Below are 13,207 nucleotides of genomic sequence, written 5' to 3' on the forward strand. Positions count from 1 at the left end.
ATTTTTTTGTGTATATGCATTACTTCTTGCTATGCTATAGCTGAAGAACAAGAGAGTATTGGGGTAAAAGCTACTAAAGTACAAATGGCTGATTTATATAATGTTTTCAGTGTTATAGGACAATGTAAGAGTGGTATGAGCCGTGATTATTATGCAAATGTTTCTGGTAGACTTGATTTAGTATCTACTTCCCAAGGAGGTAAGATCCATCAAGGTGATGTTTTGCTTATTATTGACCAAGATTTAGCTGTGTCAATTAAGTCACAAGCGGAAGTCTCTTTAAGAAAAACTATGGCTTCTTATAACCGTGACAAGGAATTATTTGCCAAAAAATATATTAGTAGTGATGTGCTAGAAAAATCTAATAGCGAGTTAGAAGAAGCTAGGCTTGCTTTTGCTAAAGCAATGAATAGTTACAACGATATGGTTCTTATAGCTCCATTTGATGGATATATTGGTATAATAAAATCTAAAATAGGGGATAAGATAAAACAAGGAAATTATCTTTTTAGCATTATTGCTCAAAACTCTACTACTAATAATATTTTAATGGAGCTACCTGAGGGGCTTTATAATCAGGTGTCAGAATCCACGAATTTAGTGATAACCGATAATAAGGGCGGATTAATTAATGGAAAAATTGCTGAAATCTCACAATATGTTTCAGATAATGGTACTATAAGTGCTAAAGTTATCATTGATTCTAATAGTAATATTGTGCATGGAAGCTATGTAAATATAGATCTAATTCTTAACAAACATAGGAATTTAGCTGTGCCTAATCAATTGGTACAGAGTAATAATAAAGGTGAGTATTTTGTATATAAAGTCAATGACAATAAGGTACAACAACTTTATGTTAAACTTGGCACTAGTTTAAATGGTTTAACAGAGATTATCTCAAGTGAAATTAAAGAAGGAGATATGGTGGTATTAGAAGGGATTACTAAGATTTATGATGGTAGTGTCGTCAAATTGTTAGATTAACCTGAATTCATATAACAGGTTACATTGTTAAGCATCAACTGCGAACGATGTCACCGAGCTAAGATTAAATTAACAGAGGATTAAAATGGAATATATATTATTAGTTTGTAGTATCGTGGCAATTCTTATTATTGTACAGATGGTTAAGGTTGTACCACAACAACAAGCATGGGTTGTAGAACAGTTTGGAAAATTTGATAAGGTTCTGCAGCCAGGATTGAATATTTTGATTCCAGTGATTCAGAGAGTAGCCTATAAACACACCCTGAAGGAAGAAGCTATTGATGTTACTGCTCAAACAGCCATTTCAAATGATAATGTTACGTTATTAATAGATGGTGTTTTATATGTAAAAATTGTTGATCCAGTCGCTGCATCTTATGGTGTTAATAGTCCATATTATGCCATCACACAGCTTGCACAGACCACCATGCGTTCAGAAATAGGTAAATTACCATTAGATAGGACTTTTGAAGAACGGGAAACGTTAAACATCGCTATTGTGTCTGCTATTAACCAAGCTGCAATGAATTGGGGGATACAATGTATGCGTTATGAAATTAAAGATATTCAGCCACCACAAACAATACTTAAAGCGATGGAATTACAAGTTGCAGCAGAACGTCAGAAACGAGCTCAAATTTTGGATTCAGAAGGCAATAGACAAGCAAAAATAAACCATGCAGAAGGTGAGAAGGCTCAAGTTGTATTAAATTCTGAAGCTTCCTATACTGACCAAGTAAATAGAGCTAAAGGTGAAGCTGAGGCAATAGGATTAGTAGCAATGGCTACTGCTAAAAGTATTGAAGTTATTGCCGCATCTATTCAAAAGTCTGGGGGTAATGACGCAGTATCTTTAAAAATTGCTGAACAATATATAAATGCTTTTGGTGAGTTAGCCAAAGATAGCAATACAGTAATTCTTCCGGCAAATCTTTCTGAACCAGGAAGTTTTATAACTCAAGCTTTAAGCATTTTTGATCAGCTAAAATCAGTGAGCAATAAGAAATTGTCTAAGGAATCTTCTATGAAGAAACAAACGAGTGCTAGTGAGTAATTACTTATTTCACTTGAATTCGACATAAAAATAATTATTATTCTAAGCATTTTCGAATGTCAACCCTAACAGGGACTATATTGATAACAAGTTATATCGAACTCAGGTTACAATAATCAGGTTACAATAAATTTAGGAGAAAATTTAATGACATACGTGCCTATAGTAGTTGAACAAACCCCTAGAGGGGAAAGAGCCTATGATATCTATTCTAGGTTATTAAAGGAACGCATCGTTTTTGTTTGTGGTCAAATTGAAGATTTGATGGCCAATGTGGTGGTTGCACAATTACTATTCTTAGAGGCAGAGAATCCAGAAAAAGATATTTTCATGTATATTAATTCTCCTGGTGGTGTTGTGACTTCTGGTTTGGCAATTTACGATACTATGCAATATATTAAGCCTAAAATTTCTACGCTTTGTATAGGACAGGCTTGTTCAATGGGTTCTATGTTACTCACTGCTGGAGAGAAAGGTATGCGTTATGCTCTGCCGCATAGTCGTATAATGATCCATCAACCGTCAGGTGGTTACCAAGGGCAAGCTACAGATATAGAAATTCATGCTAAAGAAACCATGAAATTAAAAAGAATGCTCAATAACTTGTATGTCAAGCATACAGGACAAGAACTAGATTCTATTGAAAAAAGCATGGAACGTGATAATTTCATGGATCCTGAAGTAGCTAAATCATTTGGACTAGTTGATGAAATTATCACCGATAGAGCAAAAATCTTAGTAAGAAAATAGTTTAAAAGGCTGTTAGATGTTATGGATTCCCGCTTACGCGGGAATGACATTGTACCGAGTCTTGACTCTATTCATCCATTGGCAATGCTCCTATTAGTGGCGGTTCATCATTATAATTAGGACAATAAATCTCTTCGCAAGTATTATTTCTTATATATCTTGATACTTCTTTATGATTCATTTGTTCAGTAAATAACATTAATTTTTTATTATTTTTGTTTATATAAGTTTTATAAGCAACTAATCTGTCGTCACAACTACAATCTTTTGCTTCATAAATATCAGGTTTTAATACCAATTGCAATAATTAACGCAGTGGTCTAAGATGGGTTTTTAACTGATAAAAGGTACTCAAATGGCTAGGTTAATATTACCACAAGGTTTTCATGGTCATGATTTTATAAAAATGATGAAACATGAGCCGCACGGTCGAAATCGTATACGTTTATTGGTGATGTATCACCTTCAATTAGGCAGATCTTTTAAAGCCATATCTGAAATAGTGAAGTCACACTGGAAAACTGTGCAATCATCGCTCAGAAGATTTAGGAATCATGGTTTTGAAGGATTATTTGAATCACAAAGAAGCGGTGCCCCTAGGAAGATTAACACTATACAAGAATCTGCTCTTTTTGATAAAATCAATACGCTCAGTAAAAGTAAAACTGGTGGGTATATAACTGGAAAAGAGCTACATATCATGTTACTTGAGGAATATGGTGCTAAATGTGCTTTAAAAACAGTCTACAATACTATGCACCGCCTTGGTTTTAGCTGGATTACTTCTCGTTCAATGCATCCAAAGTCAAATCAAGAGACTCAAAATAGATATAAGAAAACTTTCCAGACATGTTAACAAAATTATTAGCACAAAATATCGATAGATGTAAAGTTGATATATGGTCTCAGGATGAAACTAGAGTTGGGCAACAAGGTAGCTTAACTCGTATATGGGCTAAGCGTGGCATAGACCCCGTAAAGTTCGGCAACAGCAATTTATTTCAACATATATTTACGGAGCTGCTTGCCATGAGACAGGAGAAGCTTGTGCATTAATTTTACCATATGCAAACACACAGGCAATGAATAAATTCTTAGAAGAGCTTTCTCGCAGTATTCAAGGCAACCGACATATAGCTTTACTAATGGATAATGCAGGTTGGCACACAGCCAAAAAACTAACTGTGCCAAGCAATATCACTTTGATACCGCTTCCGCCCTATGCACCAGAACTTAATGCAATGGAACAAGTTTGGGAATGGATTAAAAATCATTTCTTGTCTAACCAATGTTATGGTGTATATGAAGATATCGTTACTATGGCTTGTTACGCTTGGAATCAACTTGCTCATAATGTAGATTTAGTAAAATCAATTATGTATAGAGATTGGATAAATACACCGTGTTAATTATTGTAATTAGTATTAGATACAAGAACCAGTTATATTAGAAGAAAAGTTATTATTTTTTGCACTTGAAAAAGATCACCTTAGCTGATATAAAACAAACATCTTTGTATATATACTCTTCTGCTTTGAAGAATTGGCTTTTGCGAATACTTGCAGGAATTTCGCGTACTCACGTACTTTATGTACTGCTTGCGTTCGCTCATCCCTTGTTTATTTATTGTCGTAATTCTCCAAATCATTTGAGTATACGCACCCTTAGCTCAGCTGGATAGAGCAACGGATTTCTAATCCGTAGGTCAGAGGTTCGAATCCTCTAGGGTGTGCCATTCTTCGATTTTAGTGCGTTTTGCGAATGCATCAAACGGTGGACGTAGCATAAAGTCTAGCTTTCCGTCTTGTAATTTTAGGTTCGAAAATACTAAATTCATTAATTTACGTTTTCCTTCCGTAGTCGAACCTTTAAAGGTTTCTAACGCTCTGGAAGCCAGTTCTACTAGGTTAATCAATAGTTCTGCAAATTCATCATCAGCATTATTATGGCTTTCTATTTCTCTCACGATATCTTCACGTTTTTGTATTAATTGCTGACGTTTTCCTTCATGATCTTCCTTGCTAATATTACCATCTAAAAATAAATCAGTTAACCTATCCATACGCGTTTTGATCTTAGTATGCTCAGCATGTAGCTTTCCTATACGCATTTTATGAAAACCTTGCTCTATTTTTGCCGAGCTTTTAATATAATACCAATTGTAATAATTAACACGGTGTATTTATCCAATCTCTATACATAATTGATTTTACTAAATCTACATTATGAGCAAGTTGATTCCAAGCGTAACAAGCCATAGTAACGATATCTTCATATACACCATAACATTGGTTAGACAAGAAATGATTTTTAATCCATTCCCAAACTTGTTCCATTGCATTAAGTTCCGGTGCATAGGGCGGAAGCGGTATCAAAGTGATATTGCTTGGCACAGTTAGTTTTTTGGCTGTGTGCCAACCTGCATTATCCGTTAGTAAAGCTATATGTCGGTTTGCCTTGAATACTGTGAGAAAGCTCTTCTAAGAATTTATTCATTGCCTGTGTGTTTGCATATGGTAAAATTAATGCAAAAGCTTCTCCTGTCTCATGGCAAGCAGCTCCGTAAATATATGTTGAAATAAATTGCTGTTGCCGAACTTTACGGGGTCTAGTGCCACGCTTAGCCCATATACGAGTTAAGCTACCTTGTTGCCCAACTCTAGTTTCATCCTGAGACCATATATCAACTTTACATCTATCGATATTTTTTGCTAATAATTTTGTTAACATGTCTGGAAAGTTTTTTTATATGTATTTTGAGTCTCTTGATTTGACTTTGGATGCATTGAACGAGAAGTAATCCAGCTAAAACCAAGGCGGTGCATAGTATTGTAGACTGTTTTTAAAGCACATTTAGCACCATATTCCTCAACTAACATGATATGTAGCTCCTTTCCAGTTATATACCCACCAGTTTTACTTTCACTGAGCGTATTGATTTTATCAAAAATAGCAGACTCTTGTATACTGTTAATCTTCCTAGGGGCACCGCTTCTTTGTGATTCAAATAATCCTTCAAAACCATGATTCCTAAATCTTCTGAGCCATGATTGCACAGTTTTCCAGTGTGACTTCACTATTTCAGATATGGCTTTAAAAGATTTGCCTAATTGAAGGTGATACATCGCCAATAAACGTATACGATTTCGACCATGCGGCTCATGTTTCATCATTTTTATAAAATCATGACCTTCAAAACCTTGCGGTAATATTAACCTAGCTATTTGAGTACCTATTTATCAGTTAAAAACCCATTTTTTAACACCGTGTTAATTATTGCAATTAGTATAAGAGAGGGAATCCAAAAATAATACACTAATACTCTATCTGAGGTCTCTGTTTTTAGTAAGTTGTGTAATGATATAATAGTTAATGCCATAAATATTCCGCTAAGTAATCCAAAAATGATTCCTGAAGTTATAATTTCTACTGATGGCTTCAGTATTAATAAACAGCCAATAAAGCCAATTATTGCTAAAAATAATAGATCATTTTTGATAGATTTATTAGTAAAAATACCCGTTATTAGCAGTACCCAAATTGGAGACAGATTCGTAAGTGTACTAACATTGAAAAGAGACAAGTAATTTACTGCTGAAAACATGCAATACCAATATGCTGCCCCCAATAATCCCATTGTAATTAATGCACAATATCGCTGTGATACTATTAATTGACCACGAGACCTAATAACTTTTGGTAAAAAAAAGATAGCACAAAGAAAGAATTGTAAAAATACAACTAGAGAAATAGGTATACTACTATTAAAAGATTTTACTATACTAGCTTTCATTGCTCCAAGTCCAAATGAACTTAAGATATATAATGTTGCTTTCATAGCAGTTCTACTTTTTAATTGACAACTGGGGTTATACAAATAATCCTACTTCAATTGGAGCATAAAACAATCCATAATGGGTAACTCGCATTAATCAATAAATTGTCCTGCCACTACCTTTAAAATTCTGATGAGCCTTATCTAATTTTTTGATAAATTCTGGAGAATAAGATTTAAGATCATTTTTCGATCCACCCTCATATTTTTTTGCTAGATCTATCCCCCCTCTAATCATATTATAAGCAAAATTTTCTTCCTTTGTTTCTCCAGCTATTCTTTTAGGGTTCATGAACTTATAAACTTGGTATAAAGCAAAATTTTTCACTAAACGTTTTGCTTCCAATCTAGATTGATTACCTATGCCTTGTAGCTTATCTTTTGATTTTATCAAACCTTGGTTAGCTTCTTTTACCAATTGTGAATGTTGTTGCATTAAGTAACTACTTACTTCAGCAACATTCTTACTAACAAGGTTCTCATCAATTTTAACACCTAATTTTCCTAATTTCTTGTGTGCAATTTTACCTAAATATTTTTTTATTAATAGGATGATCTGTGTCTGTAATTTTGTTAGATCCATTGTTTGCTCGTTAAGACAAGCCAATATTTGTTCTATTTCCTGTTCGAAAGCATCGTTTTGACTTAACTCATTGAAAATTTCCATCGCCTCATCAGATCCAAGTTCATTATCAGTGATGCCTACTAATGCATCTTTAATTTGGTCTGCCAATTTTCTAGAGTCCCTTGGTTTTTTGTCATCTGTTTCCATTTATTATACCAATTGTAATAATTAACACGGTGTATTTATCCAATCTCTATACATAATTGATTTTACTAAATCTACATTATGAGCAAGTTGATTCCAAGCGTAACAAGCCATAGTAACGATATCTTCATATACACCATAACATTGGTTAGACAAGAAATGATTTTTAATCCATTCCCAAACTTGTTCCATTGCATTAAGTTCCGGTGCATAGGGCGGAAGCGGTATCAAAGTGATATTGCTTGGCACAGTTAGTTTTTTGGCTGTGTGCCAACCTGCATTATCCGTTAGTAAAGCTATATGTCGGTTGCCTTGAATACTGCGAGAAAGCTCTTCTAAGAATTTATTCATTGCCTGTGTGTTTGCATATGGTAAAATTAATGCACAAGCTTCTCCTGTCTCATGGCAAGCAGCTCCGTAAATATATGTTGAAATAAATTGCTGTTGCCGAACTTTACGGGGTCTAGTGCCACGCTTAGCCCATATACGAGTTAAGATACCTTGTTGCCCAACTCTAGTTTCATCCTGAGACCATATATCAACTTTACATCTATCGATATTTTTTGCTAATAATTTTGTTAACATGTCTGGAAAGTTTTTTTATATCTATTGTGAGTCTCTTGATTTGATTTTGGATGCATTGAACGAGAAGTAATCCAGCTAAAACCAAGGCGGTGCATAGTATTGTAGACTGTTTTTAAAGCACATTTAGCACCATATTCCTCAACTAACATGATATGTAGCTCCTTTCCAGTTATATACCCACCAGTTTTACTTTCACTGAGCGTATTGATTTTATCAAAAATAGCAGATTCTTGTATAGTGTTAATCTTCCTAGGGGCACCGCTTCTTTGTGATTCAAATAATCCTTCAAAACCATGATTCCTAAATCTTCTGAGCGATGATTGCACAGTTTTCCAGTGTGACTTCACTATTTCAGATATGGCTTTAAAAGATTTGCCTCATTGAAGGTGATACATCGCCAATAAACGTATACGATTTCGACCATGCGGCTCATGTTTCATCATTTTTATAAAATCATGACCTTCAAAACCTTGCGATAATATTAACCTAGCTATTTGAGTGGCACCGTCAAGTTAAGTAAAATAGTATCAAAAAGAGCTATATTTTTAGATTTCAGGCAGCAAGAAGTCTTTGAGTGGCTTCGTCCCAAATGGATTTAGCTGATGCAAATGCAATTCTTTGCTCAATTGCTGTTTTACTATATCTTCCAACATTTACGGCAAATATATTTCTGACTTTTCCCATCAGTGATAATTTACAGTGGGCTGAATTAGGATGCTTAAATTTAATTAATATCTTCTCGTTGCGCCTAGTTGGTTGATGAGCATTCTCAACACGATTATTTAGTCTTTTATGAGTGCGATGCTCAGTTTTAGGGCACATAAGCTTAATCGGCTTAATGTAACTTCTGAGCTTATCAGTAACAATTACTCTTGGAGCTGGATAATGACCCAATAATTTTGATAAAAAACGAATAGCTGATTTTTTATTACGACGCTTCTGCAGTAATACTTCTAATTCATGCCCCTCAGAGTCAACAGCTCTCCATAATATCAATACCTCGACTTTAATCTTAATATTCATCTCATCTAAATGCCATTTATCAGTTGGTTTCCTCTCTCGCTTTCTGATAACATCTTGAAAATAAACCGCAAATTTATTGCACCAAAATCTTACTGTCTCATGACTTAAAATAATACCTCGATAGGCCATCTGTTCTTGTACATCTCTGTAACTATTATTGAATCGATGATATAACCATACTGCATGGCTAATAATGATTACTGGAAAACGATGTCTCTTTGGGGATTGAATAATACACATAGCACTGAAATTTAGGTAACAATTGTCACTGATAATCTATAAATTATTCCCTACATTTGCTCAATACTTAATTTACATTTCTCTTAACTTGACGGTGCCCATTATTTACCTGAATTATAACAAGTGATATTAGAGCATTTTCAAACTAATTTGCTGTTGCTTTCATTATCAAACAGCCCACATTATTATTTTGTTCATCAGAGATGTCCAATGCCGTTCTACAATGATAATTAGTAGCCTTAATGTTTATACCACGCATAATTAACAATTTTGCTATATAGTAATTATTAGTTTCTGCAGCTTCATGTAAAAGAGTATAATTATCATTCCCCCTTCTTTGGATGATTGGATAATTATCCAAAAGAACCCTAAGAACAAATAAATTATTTTTTCTAACTGCCTCAAATGCTCTGCCTGTTGCATCACTTACTATAGTAGTATGGAAATCACTATCATAATTATCAATAAAATTATCTATCATCTTTCTTTGCTGCTTTCTATTGTCACTATCATAAATTTTCTTAAACATTTGAATAAATGAATACATATCCATTTGCTCCAATCTTGCCTCTTCTGTAAGCTCTCCCAATACGACATCATCATTTGGTAAAAGTAACATTTGTGCTTCATCTTGTACAAATTCAGTTATTTTAGGAGATGTTTCTTTGATGGTGCTAGCTTTATCTTTTGTAACTGTAGATTGATTAAGTTGATGCTTATTTACTTCTTGTACTTCTTTGGTTACATTACTATCTTTCTCTAGGACAGTTTTACTAGAGTCATCTAGTTGCTTATCCTTTTTTACAAATACTGGTATAGGAGTTTGATGCTTAGTCATTTTAGATTCAGTATTTTCCTTAGGTGATACTATCGGTACGATAGGAGCAGTTATTTGTGGTTCAGTAGGCTTTTTTTCTTGCGAAGAAGGCAATATATCTAGATTAGGAGCAACTACTTCTTTATTATCTGCATTACTTGGCTGCTGTAATATTACTGGATATTTCTCTTTATCAGCTATAGTTACAGAAGGTACGATAGGAGTAATAGCTTGTGGCTCAGACTTATTATTACTCGGAATATCTATTTGAGGTTCAGACTGGGCAGATGAATCAAGTGGCTTAGTAGGTACAGCATCTTTAAGCTCAGTTGCTGGAAGAGTAGGAGAATCTTTGTTGGTATTACTGTCATTCTTGCTAGGTGGATCTAAATCAATTTTTTGGTACGGATGTTTATCTAATTGATCCAATTCTTTTGTATTTTCTAAGGTTGGTAATTTATTATTCCCTAAATCAATGAAGGAATCTGTCTCACCTTCTTCATTATTAGTATCTTGTGGTGTGGATGCTGGTTTTCTTGATCCTGATACTTCATTATCAATTTTCTTAGAATGCATAAATTGCTGTATTTTTTCCAGCAAAGAATCTGCCTCTTCTTTCTGTTTATTCACTTTATCACTTTCTAATTGTGGCAGTGCTGGAGGAAGAGGTGGTGGAGCAGCATCAGCCTTATCCATAAACAAAAAGATAGTTATTAGGACTATAAAAAATTTGTTACCTAAGATAATCTCCTTACTCTCCATGTTAAAGTACATATTATAATTATTTTCACGTTAAATTTACCCAACTCTTAAAATCATAGCAGTATACAACTTATTTATCAAAGCTTATAGCTAGACTTTTAAATTACCCTGTTAACCTCAATTTTAGATTAAAATTTTTAATTTTGATCTAAAACTGAGGTTGTTATACCAATTGCAATAATTAACACGGTGTATTTATCCAATCTCTATACATAATTGATTTTACTAAATCTACATTATGAGCAAGTTGATTCCAAGCGTAACAAGCCATAGTAACGATATCTTCATATACACCATAACATTGGTTAGACAAGAAATGATTTTTAATCCATTCCCAAACTTGTTCCATTGCATTAAGTTCCGGTGCATAGGGCGGAAGCGGTATCAAAGTGATATTGCTTGGCACAGTTAGTTTTTTGGCTGTGTGCCAACCTGCATTATCCATTAGTAAAGCTATATGTCGGTTGCCTTGAATACTGCGAGAAAGCTCTTCTAAGAATTTATTCATTGCCTGTGTGTTTGCATATGGTAAAATTAATGCACAAGCTTCTCCTGTCTCATGGCAAGCAGCTCCGTAAATATATGTTGAAATAAATTGCTGTTGCCGAACTTTACGGGGTCTAGTGCCACGCTTAGCCCATATACGAGTTAAGATACCTTGTTGCCCAACTCTAGTTTCATCCTGAGACCATATATCAACTTTACATCTATCGATATTTTTTGGTAATAATTTTGTTAACATGTCTGGAAAGTTTTTTTATATCTATTTTGAGTCTCTTGATTTGATTTTGGATGCATTGAACGAGAAGTAATCCAGCTAAAACCAAGGCGGTGCATAGTATTGTAGACTGTTTTTAAAGCACATTTAGCACCATATTCCTCAAGTAACATGATATGTAGCTCTTTTCCAGTTATATACCCACCAGTTTTACTTTTACTGAGCGTATTGATTTTATCAAAAAGAGCAGATTCTTGTATAGTGTTAATCTTCCTAGGGGCACCGCTTCTTTGTGATTCAAATAATCCTTCAAAACCATGATTCCTAAATCTTCTGAGCCATGATTGCACGGTTTTCCAGTGTGACTTCACTATTTCAGATATGGCTTTAAAAGATTTGCCTAATTGAAGGTGATACATCGCCAATAAACGTATACGATTTCGACCATGCGGCTCATGTTTCATCATTTTTATAAAATCATGACCATGAAAACCTTGTGGTAATATTAACCTAGCCATTTGAGTACCTTTTATCAGTTAAAAACCCATCTTAGACCACTGCGTTAATTATTGCAATTGGTATTAAAATAAGAATAACACAAATGATAGGCACCGTCAAGTTAAGAGAAATGTAAATTAAGTATTGAGCAAATGTAGGGAATAATTTATAGATTATCAGTGACAATTGTTACCTAAATTTCAGTGCTATGTGTATTATTCAATCCCCAAAGAGACATCGTTTTCCAGTAATCATTATTAGCCATGCAGTATGGTTATATCATCGAGTCAATAATAGTTACAGAGATGTACAAGAACAGATGGCCTATCGAGGTATTATTTTAAGTCATGAGACAGTAAGATTTTGGTGCAATAAATTTGCGGTTTATTTTCAAGATGTTATCAGAAAGCGAGAGAGAAAACCAACTGATAAATGGCATTTAGATGAGATGAATATTAAGATTAAAGTCGAGGTATTGATATTATGGAGAGCTGTTGACTCTGAGGGGCATGAATTAGAAGTATTACTGCAGAAGCGTCGTAACAAAAAATCAGCTATTCGTTTTTTATCAAAATTATTGGGTCATTATCCAGCTCCAAGAGTAATTGTTACTGATAAGCTCAGAAGTTACATTAAGCCGATTAAGCTTATGTGCCCTAAAACTGAGCATCGCACTCATAAAAGACTAAATAATCGTGTTGAGAATGCTCATCAACCAACTAGGCGCAACGAGAAGATATTAATTAAATTTAAGCATTCTAATTCAGCCCACTGTAAATTATCACTGATGGGAAAAGTCAGAAATATATTTGCCGTAAATGTTGGAAGATATAGTAAAACAGCAATTGAGCAAAGAATTGCATTTGCATCAGCTAAATCCATTTGGGACGAAGCCACTCAAAGACTTCTTGCTGCCTGAAATCTAAAAATATAGCTCTTTTTGATACTATTTTACTTAACTTGACGGTGCCCTTCTATGATATCAGCAATTTCTTCGATAGATTCACTTTCTAAAAATTCTTCTACCTCTTCAGAAAGTTTCTGTCTTAATAATTGTTTATACTCAGCCAATTCTGCAATACGAAAGACTGGTATTCGACCAGATTTTAAGATAATTTGCGGAACTAAATCTCTCACTAATTTTGTCATATTACCTGTGTATTATT

At 34.1% G+C, this 13,207-nt stretch carries 21 protein-coding genes and 1 tRNA gene; 8 read left to right on the forward strand and 14 right to left on the reverse strand.

What is annotated here, in order from left to right; translation table 11 throughout:
* Nucleotides 1-6: 6 nt before the first annotated feature.
* From ACFE3K_RS04600 to clpP, 3 genes are all read left to right on the forward strand, one after another.
* Nucleotides 7-987, forward strand: coding sequence for an efflux RND transporter periplasmic adaptor subunit (locus ACFE3K_RS04600; protein WP_375358434.1), 981 nt, complete (start codon nucleotides 7-9; stop codon nucleotides 985-987).
* An 85-nt stretch (nucleotides 988-1,072) separates the two neighbouring features.
* Nucleotides 1,073-2,044 (forward strand): SPFH domain-containing protein, encoded by a 972-nt coding sequence (locus ACFE3K_RS04605; protein ID WP_375358435.1) that lies wholly within the window; start codon nucleotides 1,073-1,075, stop codon nucleotides 2,042-2,044.
* Between the two features lie 147 nt (nucleotides 2,045-2,191).
* Nucleotides 2,192-2,794 (forward strand): ATP-dependent Clp endopeptidase proteolytic subunit ClpP, encoded by a 603-nt coding sequence (gene clpP, locus ACFE3K_RS04610; RefSeq protein WP_375358436.1) that lies wholly within the window; start codon nucleotides 2,192-2,194, stop codon nucleotides 2,792-2,794.
* Between the two features lie 67 nt (nucleotides 2,795-2,861).
* Here clpP and ACFE3K_RS04615 read toward each other — a convergent pair whose 3' ends face one another.
* Complete coding sequence (locus ACFE3K_RS04615; protein WP_375358437.1) at nucleotides 2,862-3,098, reverse strand: hypothetical protein; 237 nt, start codon at nucleotides 3,096-3,098, stop codon at nucleotides 2,862-2,864.
* 51 nt (nucleotides 3,099-3,149) lie between these two features.
* Between ACFE3K_RS04615 and ACFE3K_RS04620 the strand changes: the two genes are divergently transcribed.
* From ACFE3K_RS04620 to ACFE3K_RS04635, 4 genes are all read left to right on the forward strand, one after another.
* The gene (locus ACFE3K_RS04620) at nucleotides 3,150-3,650 is read left to right on the forward strand and encodes a helix-turn-helix domain-containing protein (RefSeq protein ID WP_375358438.1); all 501 of its coding nucleotides are present in this window, start codon (nucleotides 3,150-3,152) and stop codon (nucleotides 3,648-3,650) included.
* Nucleotides 3,644-3,850: a hypothetical protein gene (locus ACFE3K_RS04625; RefSeq protein WP_375358439.1), complete on the forward strand. Its 207-nt coding sequence runs from the start codon at nucleotides 3,644-3,646 to the stop codon at nucleotides 3,848-3,850. Before ACFE3K_RS04620 ends, ACFE3K_RS04625 begins: the two co-directional genes overlap by 7 nt.
* On the forward strand, nucleotides 3,805-4,203 hold the full coding sequence (locus ACFE3K_RS04630) for a transposase (protein WP_375359484.1): 399 nt from the start codon (nucleotides 3,805-3,807) through the stop codon (nucleotides 4,201-4,203). The genes ACFE3K_RS04625 and ACFE3K_RS04630 overlap by 46 nt, the downstream gene beginning before the upstream one ends.
* A gap of 249 nt (nucleotides 4,204-4,452) precedes the next feature.
* Nucleotides 4,453-4,529 (forward strand) — tRNA-Arg (locus tag ACFE3K_RS04635).
* On the opposite strand, the gene ACFE3K_RS04640 is transcribed toward ACFE3K_RS04635, so the two are convergent.
* The 12 genes from ACFE3K_RS04640 to ACFE3K_RS04695 form a co-directional block, all read right to left on the reverse strand.
* Nucleotides 4,500-4,856 carry a recombinase RecB gene (locus ACFE3K_RS04640; RefSeq protein ID WP_375358441.1) on the reverse strand — a complete coding sequence of 119 codons (357 nt, stop codon included), beginning with the start codon at nucleotides 4,854-4,856 and terminating at the stop codon, nucleotides 4,500-4,502. The two genes, ACFE3K_RS04635 and ACFE3K_RS04640, sit on opposite strands and share 30 nt — an antisense overlap.
* Before the next feature lie 106 nt (nucleotides 4,857-4,962).
* Nucleotides 4,963-5,187, reverse strand: a complete 225-nt coding sequence (locus tag ACFE3K_RS04645) for a transposase (protein ID WP_375358442.1) — start codon at nucleotides 5,185-5,187, stop codon at nucleotides 4,963-4,965.
* A gap of 31 nt (nucleotides 5,188-5,218) precedes the next feature.
* Entirely contained in the window at nucleotides 5,219-5,524 is a 306-nt protein-coding gene (locus ACFE3K_RS04650; protein WP_375358443.1) for a transposase, read from the reverse strand.
* On the reverse strand, nucleotides 5,518-5,967 hold the full coding sequence (locus ACFE3K_RS04655; RefSeq protein ID WP_375358444.1) for a helix-turn-helix domain-containing protein: 450 nt from the start codon (nucleotides 5,965-5,967) through the stop codon (nucleotides 5,518-5,520). The genes ACFE3K_RS04650 and ACFE3K_RS04655 overlap by 7 nt, the downstream gene beginning before the upstream one ends.
* A 59-nt stretch (nucleotides 5,968-6,026) precedes the next feature.
* Nucleotides 6,027-6,632 (reverse strand): EamA family transporter, encoded by a 606-nt coding sequence (locus ACFE3K_RS04660; RefSeq protein ID WP_375358445.1) that lies wholly within the window; start codon nucleotides 6,630-6,632, stop codon nucleotides 6,027-6,029.
* Nucleotides 6,633-6,726: 94 nt separating this feature from the next.
* A complete protein-coding gene (locus ACFE3K_RS04665) occupies nucleotides 6,727-7,401 on the reverse strand; it encodes a DUF5394 family protein (protein WP_375358446.1) in 675 nt (224 codons plus the stop codon).
* Nucleotides 7,402-7,422: 21 nt separating this feature from the next.
* The gene (locus ACFE3K_RS04670; protein ID WP_375358447.1) at nucleotides 7,423-7,983 is read right to left on the reverse strand and encodes an IS630 family transposase; all 561 of its coding nucleotides are present in this window, start codon (nucleotides 7,981-7,983) and stop codon (nucleotides 7,423-7,425) included.
* The gene (locus tag ACFE3K_RS04675; RefSeq protein WP_375358448.1) at nucleotides 7,977-8,330 is read right to left on the reverse strand and encodes a winged helix-turn-helix domain-containing protein; all 354 of its coding nucleotides are present in this window, start codon (nucleotides 8,328-8,330) and stop codon (nucleotides 7,977-7,979) included. The genes ACFE3K_RS04670 and ACFE3K_RS04675 overlap by 7 nt, the downstream gene beginning before the upstream one ends.
* A 205-nt stretch (nucleotides 8,331-8,535) precedes the next feature.
* A complete protein-coding gene (locus ACFE3K_RS04680; RefSeq protein ID WP_375358449.1) occupies nucleotides 8,536-9,246 on the reverse strand; it encodes an IS6 family transposase in 711 nt (236 codons plus the stop codon).
* Nucleotides 9,247-9,391: 145 nt separating this feature from the next.
* The gene (locus tag ACFE3K_RS04685; RefSeq protein ID WP_375358450.1) at nucleotides 9,392-10,759 is read right to left on the reverse strand and encodes an ankyrin repeat domain-containing protein; all 1,368 of its coding nucleotides are present in this window, start codon (nucleotides 10,757-10,759) and stop codon (nucleotides 9,392-9,394) included.
* Between the two features lie 247 nt (nucleotides 10,760-11,006).
* The gene (locus ACFE3K_RS04690) at nucleotides 11,007-11,567 is read right to left on the reverse strand and encodes an IS630 family transposase (protein ID WP_375358452.1); all 561 of its coding nucleotides are present in this window, start codon (nucleotides 11,565-11,567) and stop codon (nucleotides 11,007-11,009) included.
* Complete coding sequence (locus tag ACFE3K_RS04695; RefSeq protein ID WP_375358453.1) at nucleotides 11,561-12,061, reverse strand: helix-turn-helix domain-containing protein; 501 nt, start codon at nucleotides 12,059-12,061, stop codon at nucleotides 11,561-11,563. Before ACFE3K_RS04695 ends, ACFE3K_RS04690 begins: the two co-directional genes overlap by 7 nt.
* 188 nt (nucleotides 12,062-12,249) lie before the next feature.
* Here ACFE3K_RS04695 and ACFE3K_RS04700 point away from each other — a divergent pair, with 188 nt between their 5' ends.
* On the forward strand, nucleotides 12,250-12,960 hold the full coding sequence (locus tag ACFE3K_RS04700) for an IS6 family transposase (protein WP_375358454.1): 711 nt from the start codon (nucleotides 12,250-12,252) through the stop codon (nucleotides 12,958-12,960).
* 32 nt (nucleotides 12,961-12,992) lie between these two features.
* Here the strand turns inward: ACFE3K_RS04700 and ACFE3K_RS04705 are convergent, their stop codons facing one another.
* Complete coding sequence (locus ACFE3K_RS04705; RefSeq protein WP_375358455.1) at nucleotides 12,993-13,190, reverse strand: hypothetical protein; 198 nt, start codon at nucleotides 13,188-13,190, stop codon at nucleotides 12,993-12,995.
* Nucleotides 13,191-13,207 lie beyond the last annotated feature (17 nt).

Source organism: Candidatus Tisiphia endosymbiont of Neophilaenus lineatus, from assembly GCF_964264975.1.
Classification (GTDB): Bacteria; Pseudomonadota; Alphaproteobacteria; order Rickettsiales; family Rickettsiaceae; genus Tisiphia.

Coding starts and splice junctions, on each gene's coding strand:
- ACFE3K_RS04660 (WP_375358445.1), bottom strand. CDS start 6,632: ATGAAAGCAACATTATATATCTTAAGTTCATTTGGACTTGGAGCAATG.
- ACFE3K_RS04685 (WP_375358450.1), bottom strand. CDS start 10,759: ATGGATAAGGCTGATGCTGCTCCACCACCTCTTCCTCCAGCACTGCCA.
- ACFE3K_RS04655 (WP_375358444.1), bottom strand. CDS start 5,967: ATGATGAAACATGAGCCGCATGGTCGAAATCGTATACGTTTATTGGCG.
- ACFE3K_RS04625 (WP_375358439.1), top strand. CDS start 3,644: ATGTTAACAAAATTATTAGCACAAAATATCGATAGATGTAAAGTTGAT.
- ACFE3K_RS04620 (WP_375358438.1), top strand. CDS start 3,150: ATGGCTAGGTTAATATTACCACAAGGTTTTCATGGTCATGATTTTATA.
- ACFE3K_RS04605 (WP_375358435.1), top strand. CDS start 1,073: ATGGAATATATATTATTAGTTTGTAGTATCGTGGCAATTCTTATTATT.
- ACFE3K_RS04690 (WP_375358452.1), bottom strand. CDS start 11,567: ATGTTAACAAAATTATTACCAAAAAATATCGATAGATGTAAAGTTGAT.
- ACFE3K_RS04695 (WP_375358453.1), bottom strand. CDS start 12,061: ATGGCTAGGTTAATATTACCACAAGGTTTTCATGGTCATGATTTTATA.
- ACFE3K_RS04700 (WP_375358454.1), top strand. CDS start 12,250: ATGTGTATTATTCAATCCCCAAAGAGACATCGTTTTCCAGTAATCATT.
- ACFE3K_RS04650 (WP_375358443.1), bottom strand. CDS start 5,524: ATGTTAACAAAATTATTAGCAAAAAATATCGATAGATGTAAAGTTGAT.
- ACFE3K_RS04665 (WP_375358446.1), bottom strand. CDS start 7,401: ATGGAAACAGATGACAAAAAACCAAGGGACTCTAGAAAATTGGCAGAC.
- ACFE3K_RS04640 (WP_375358441.1), bottom strand. CDS start 4,856: ATGGATAGGTTAACTGATTTATTTTTAGATGGTAATATTAGCAAGGAA.
- ACFE3K_RS04670 (WP_375358447.1), bottom strand. CDS start 7,983: ATGTTAACAAAATTATTAGCAAAAAATATCGATAGATGTAAAGTTGAT.
- ACFE3K_RS04705 (WP_375358455.1), bottom strand. CDS start 13,190: ATGACAAAATTAGTGAGAGATTTAGTTCCGCAAATTATCTTAAAATCT.
- ACFE3K_RS04680 (WP_375358449.1), bottom strand. CDS start 9,246: ATGTGTATTATTCAATCCCCAAAGAGACATCGTTTTCCAGTAATCATT.
- clpP (WP_375358436.1), top strand. CDS start 2,192: ATGACATACGTGCCTATAGTAGTTGAACAAACCCCTAGAGGGGAAAGA.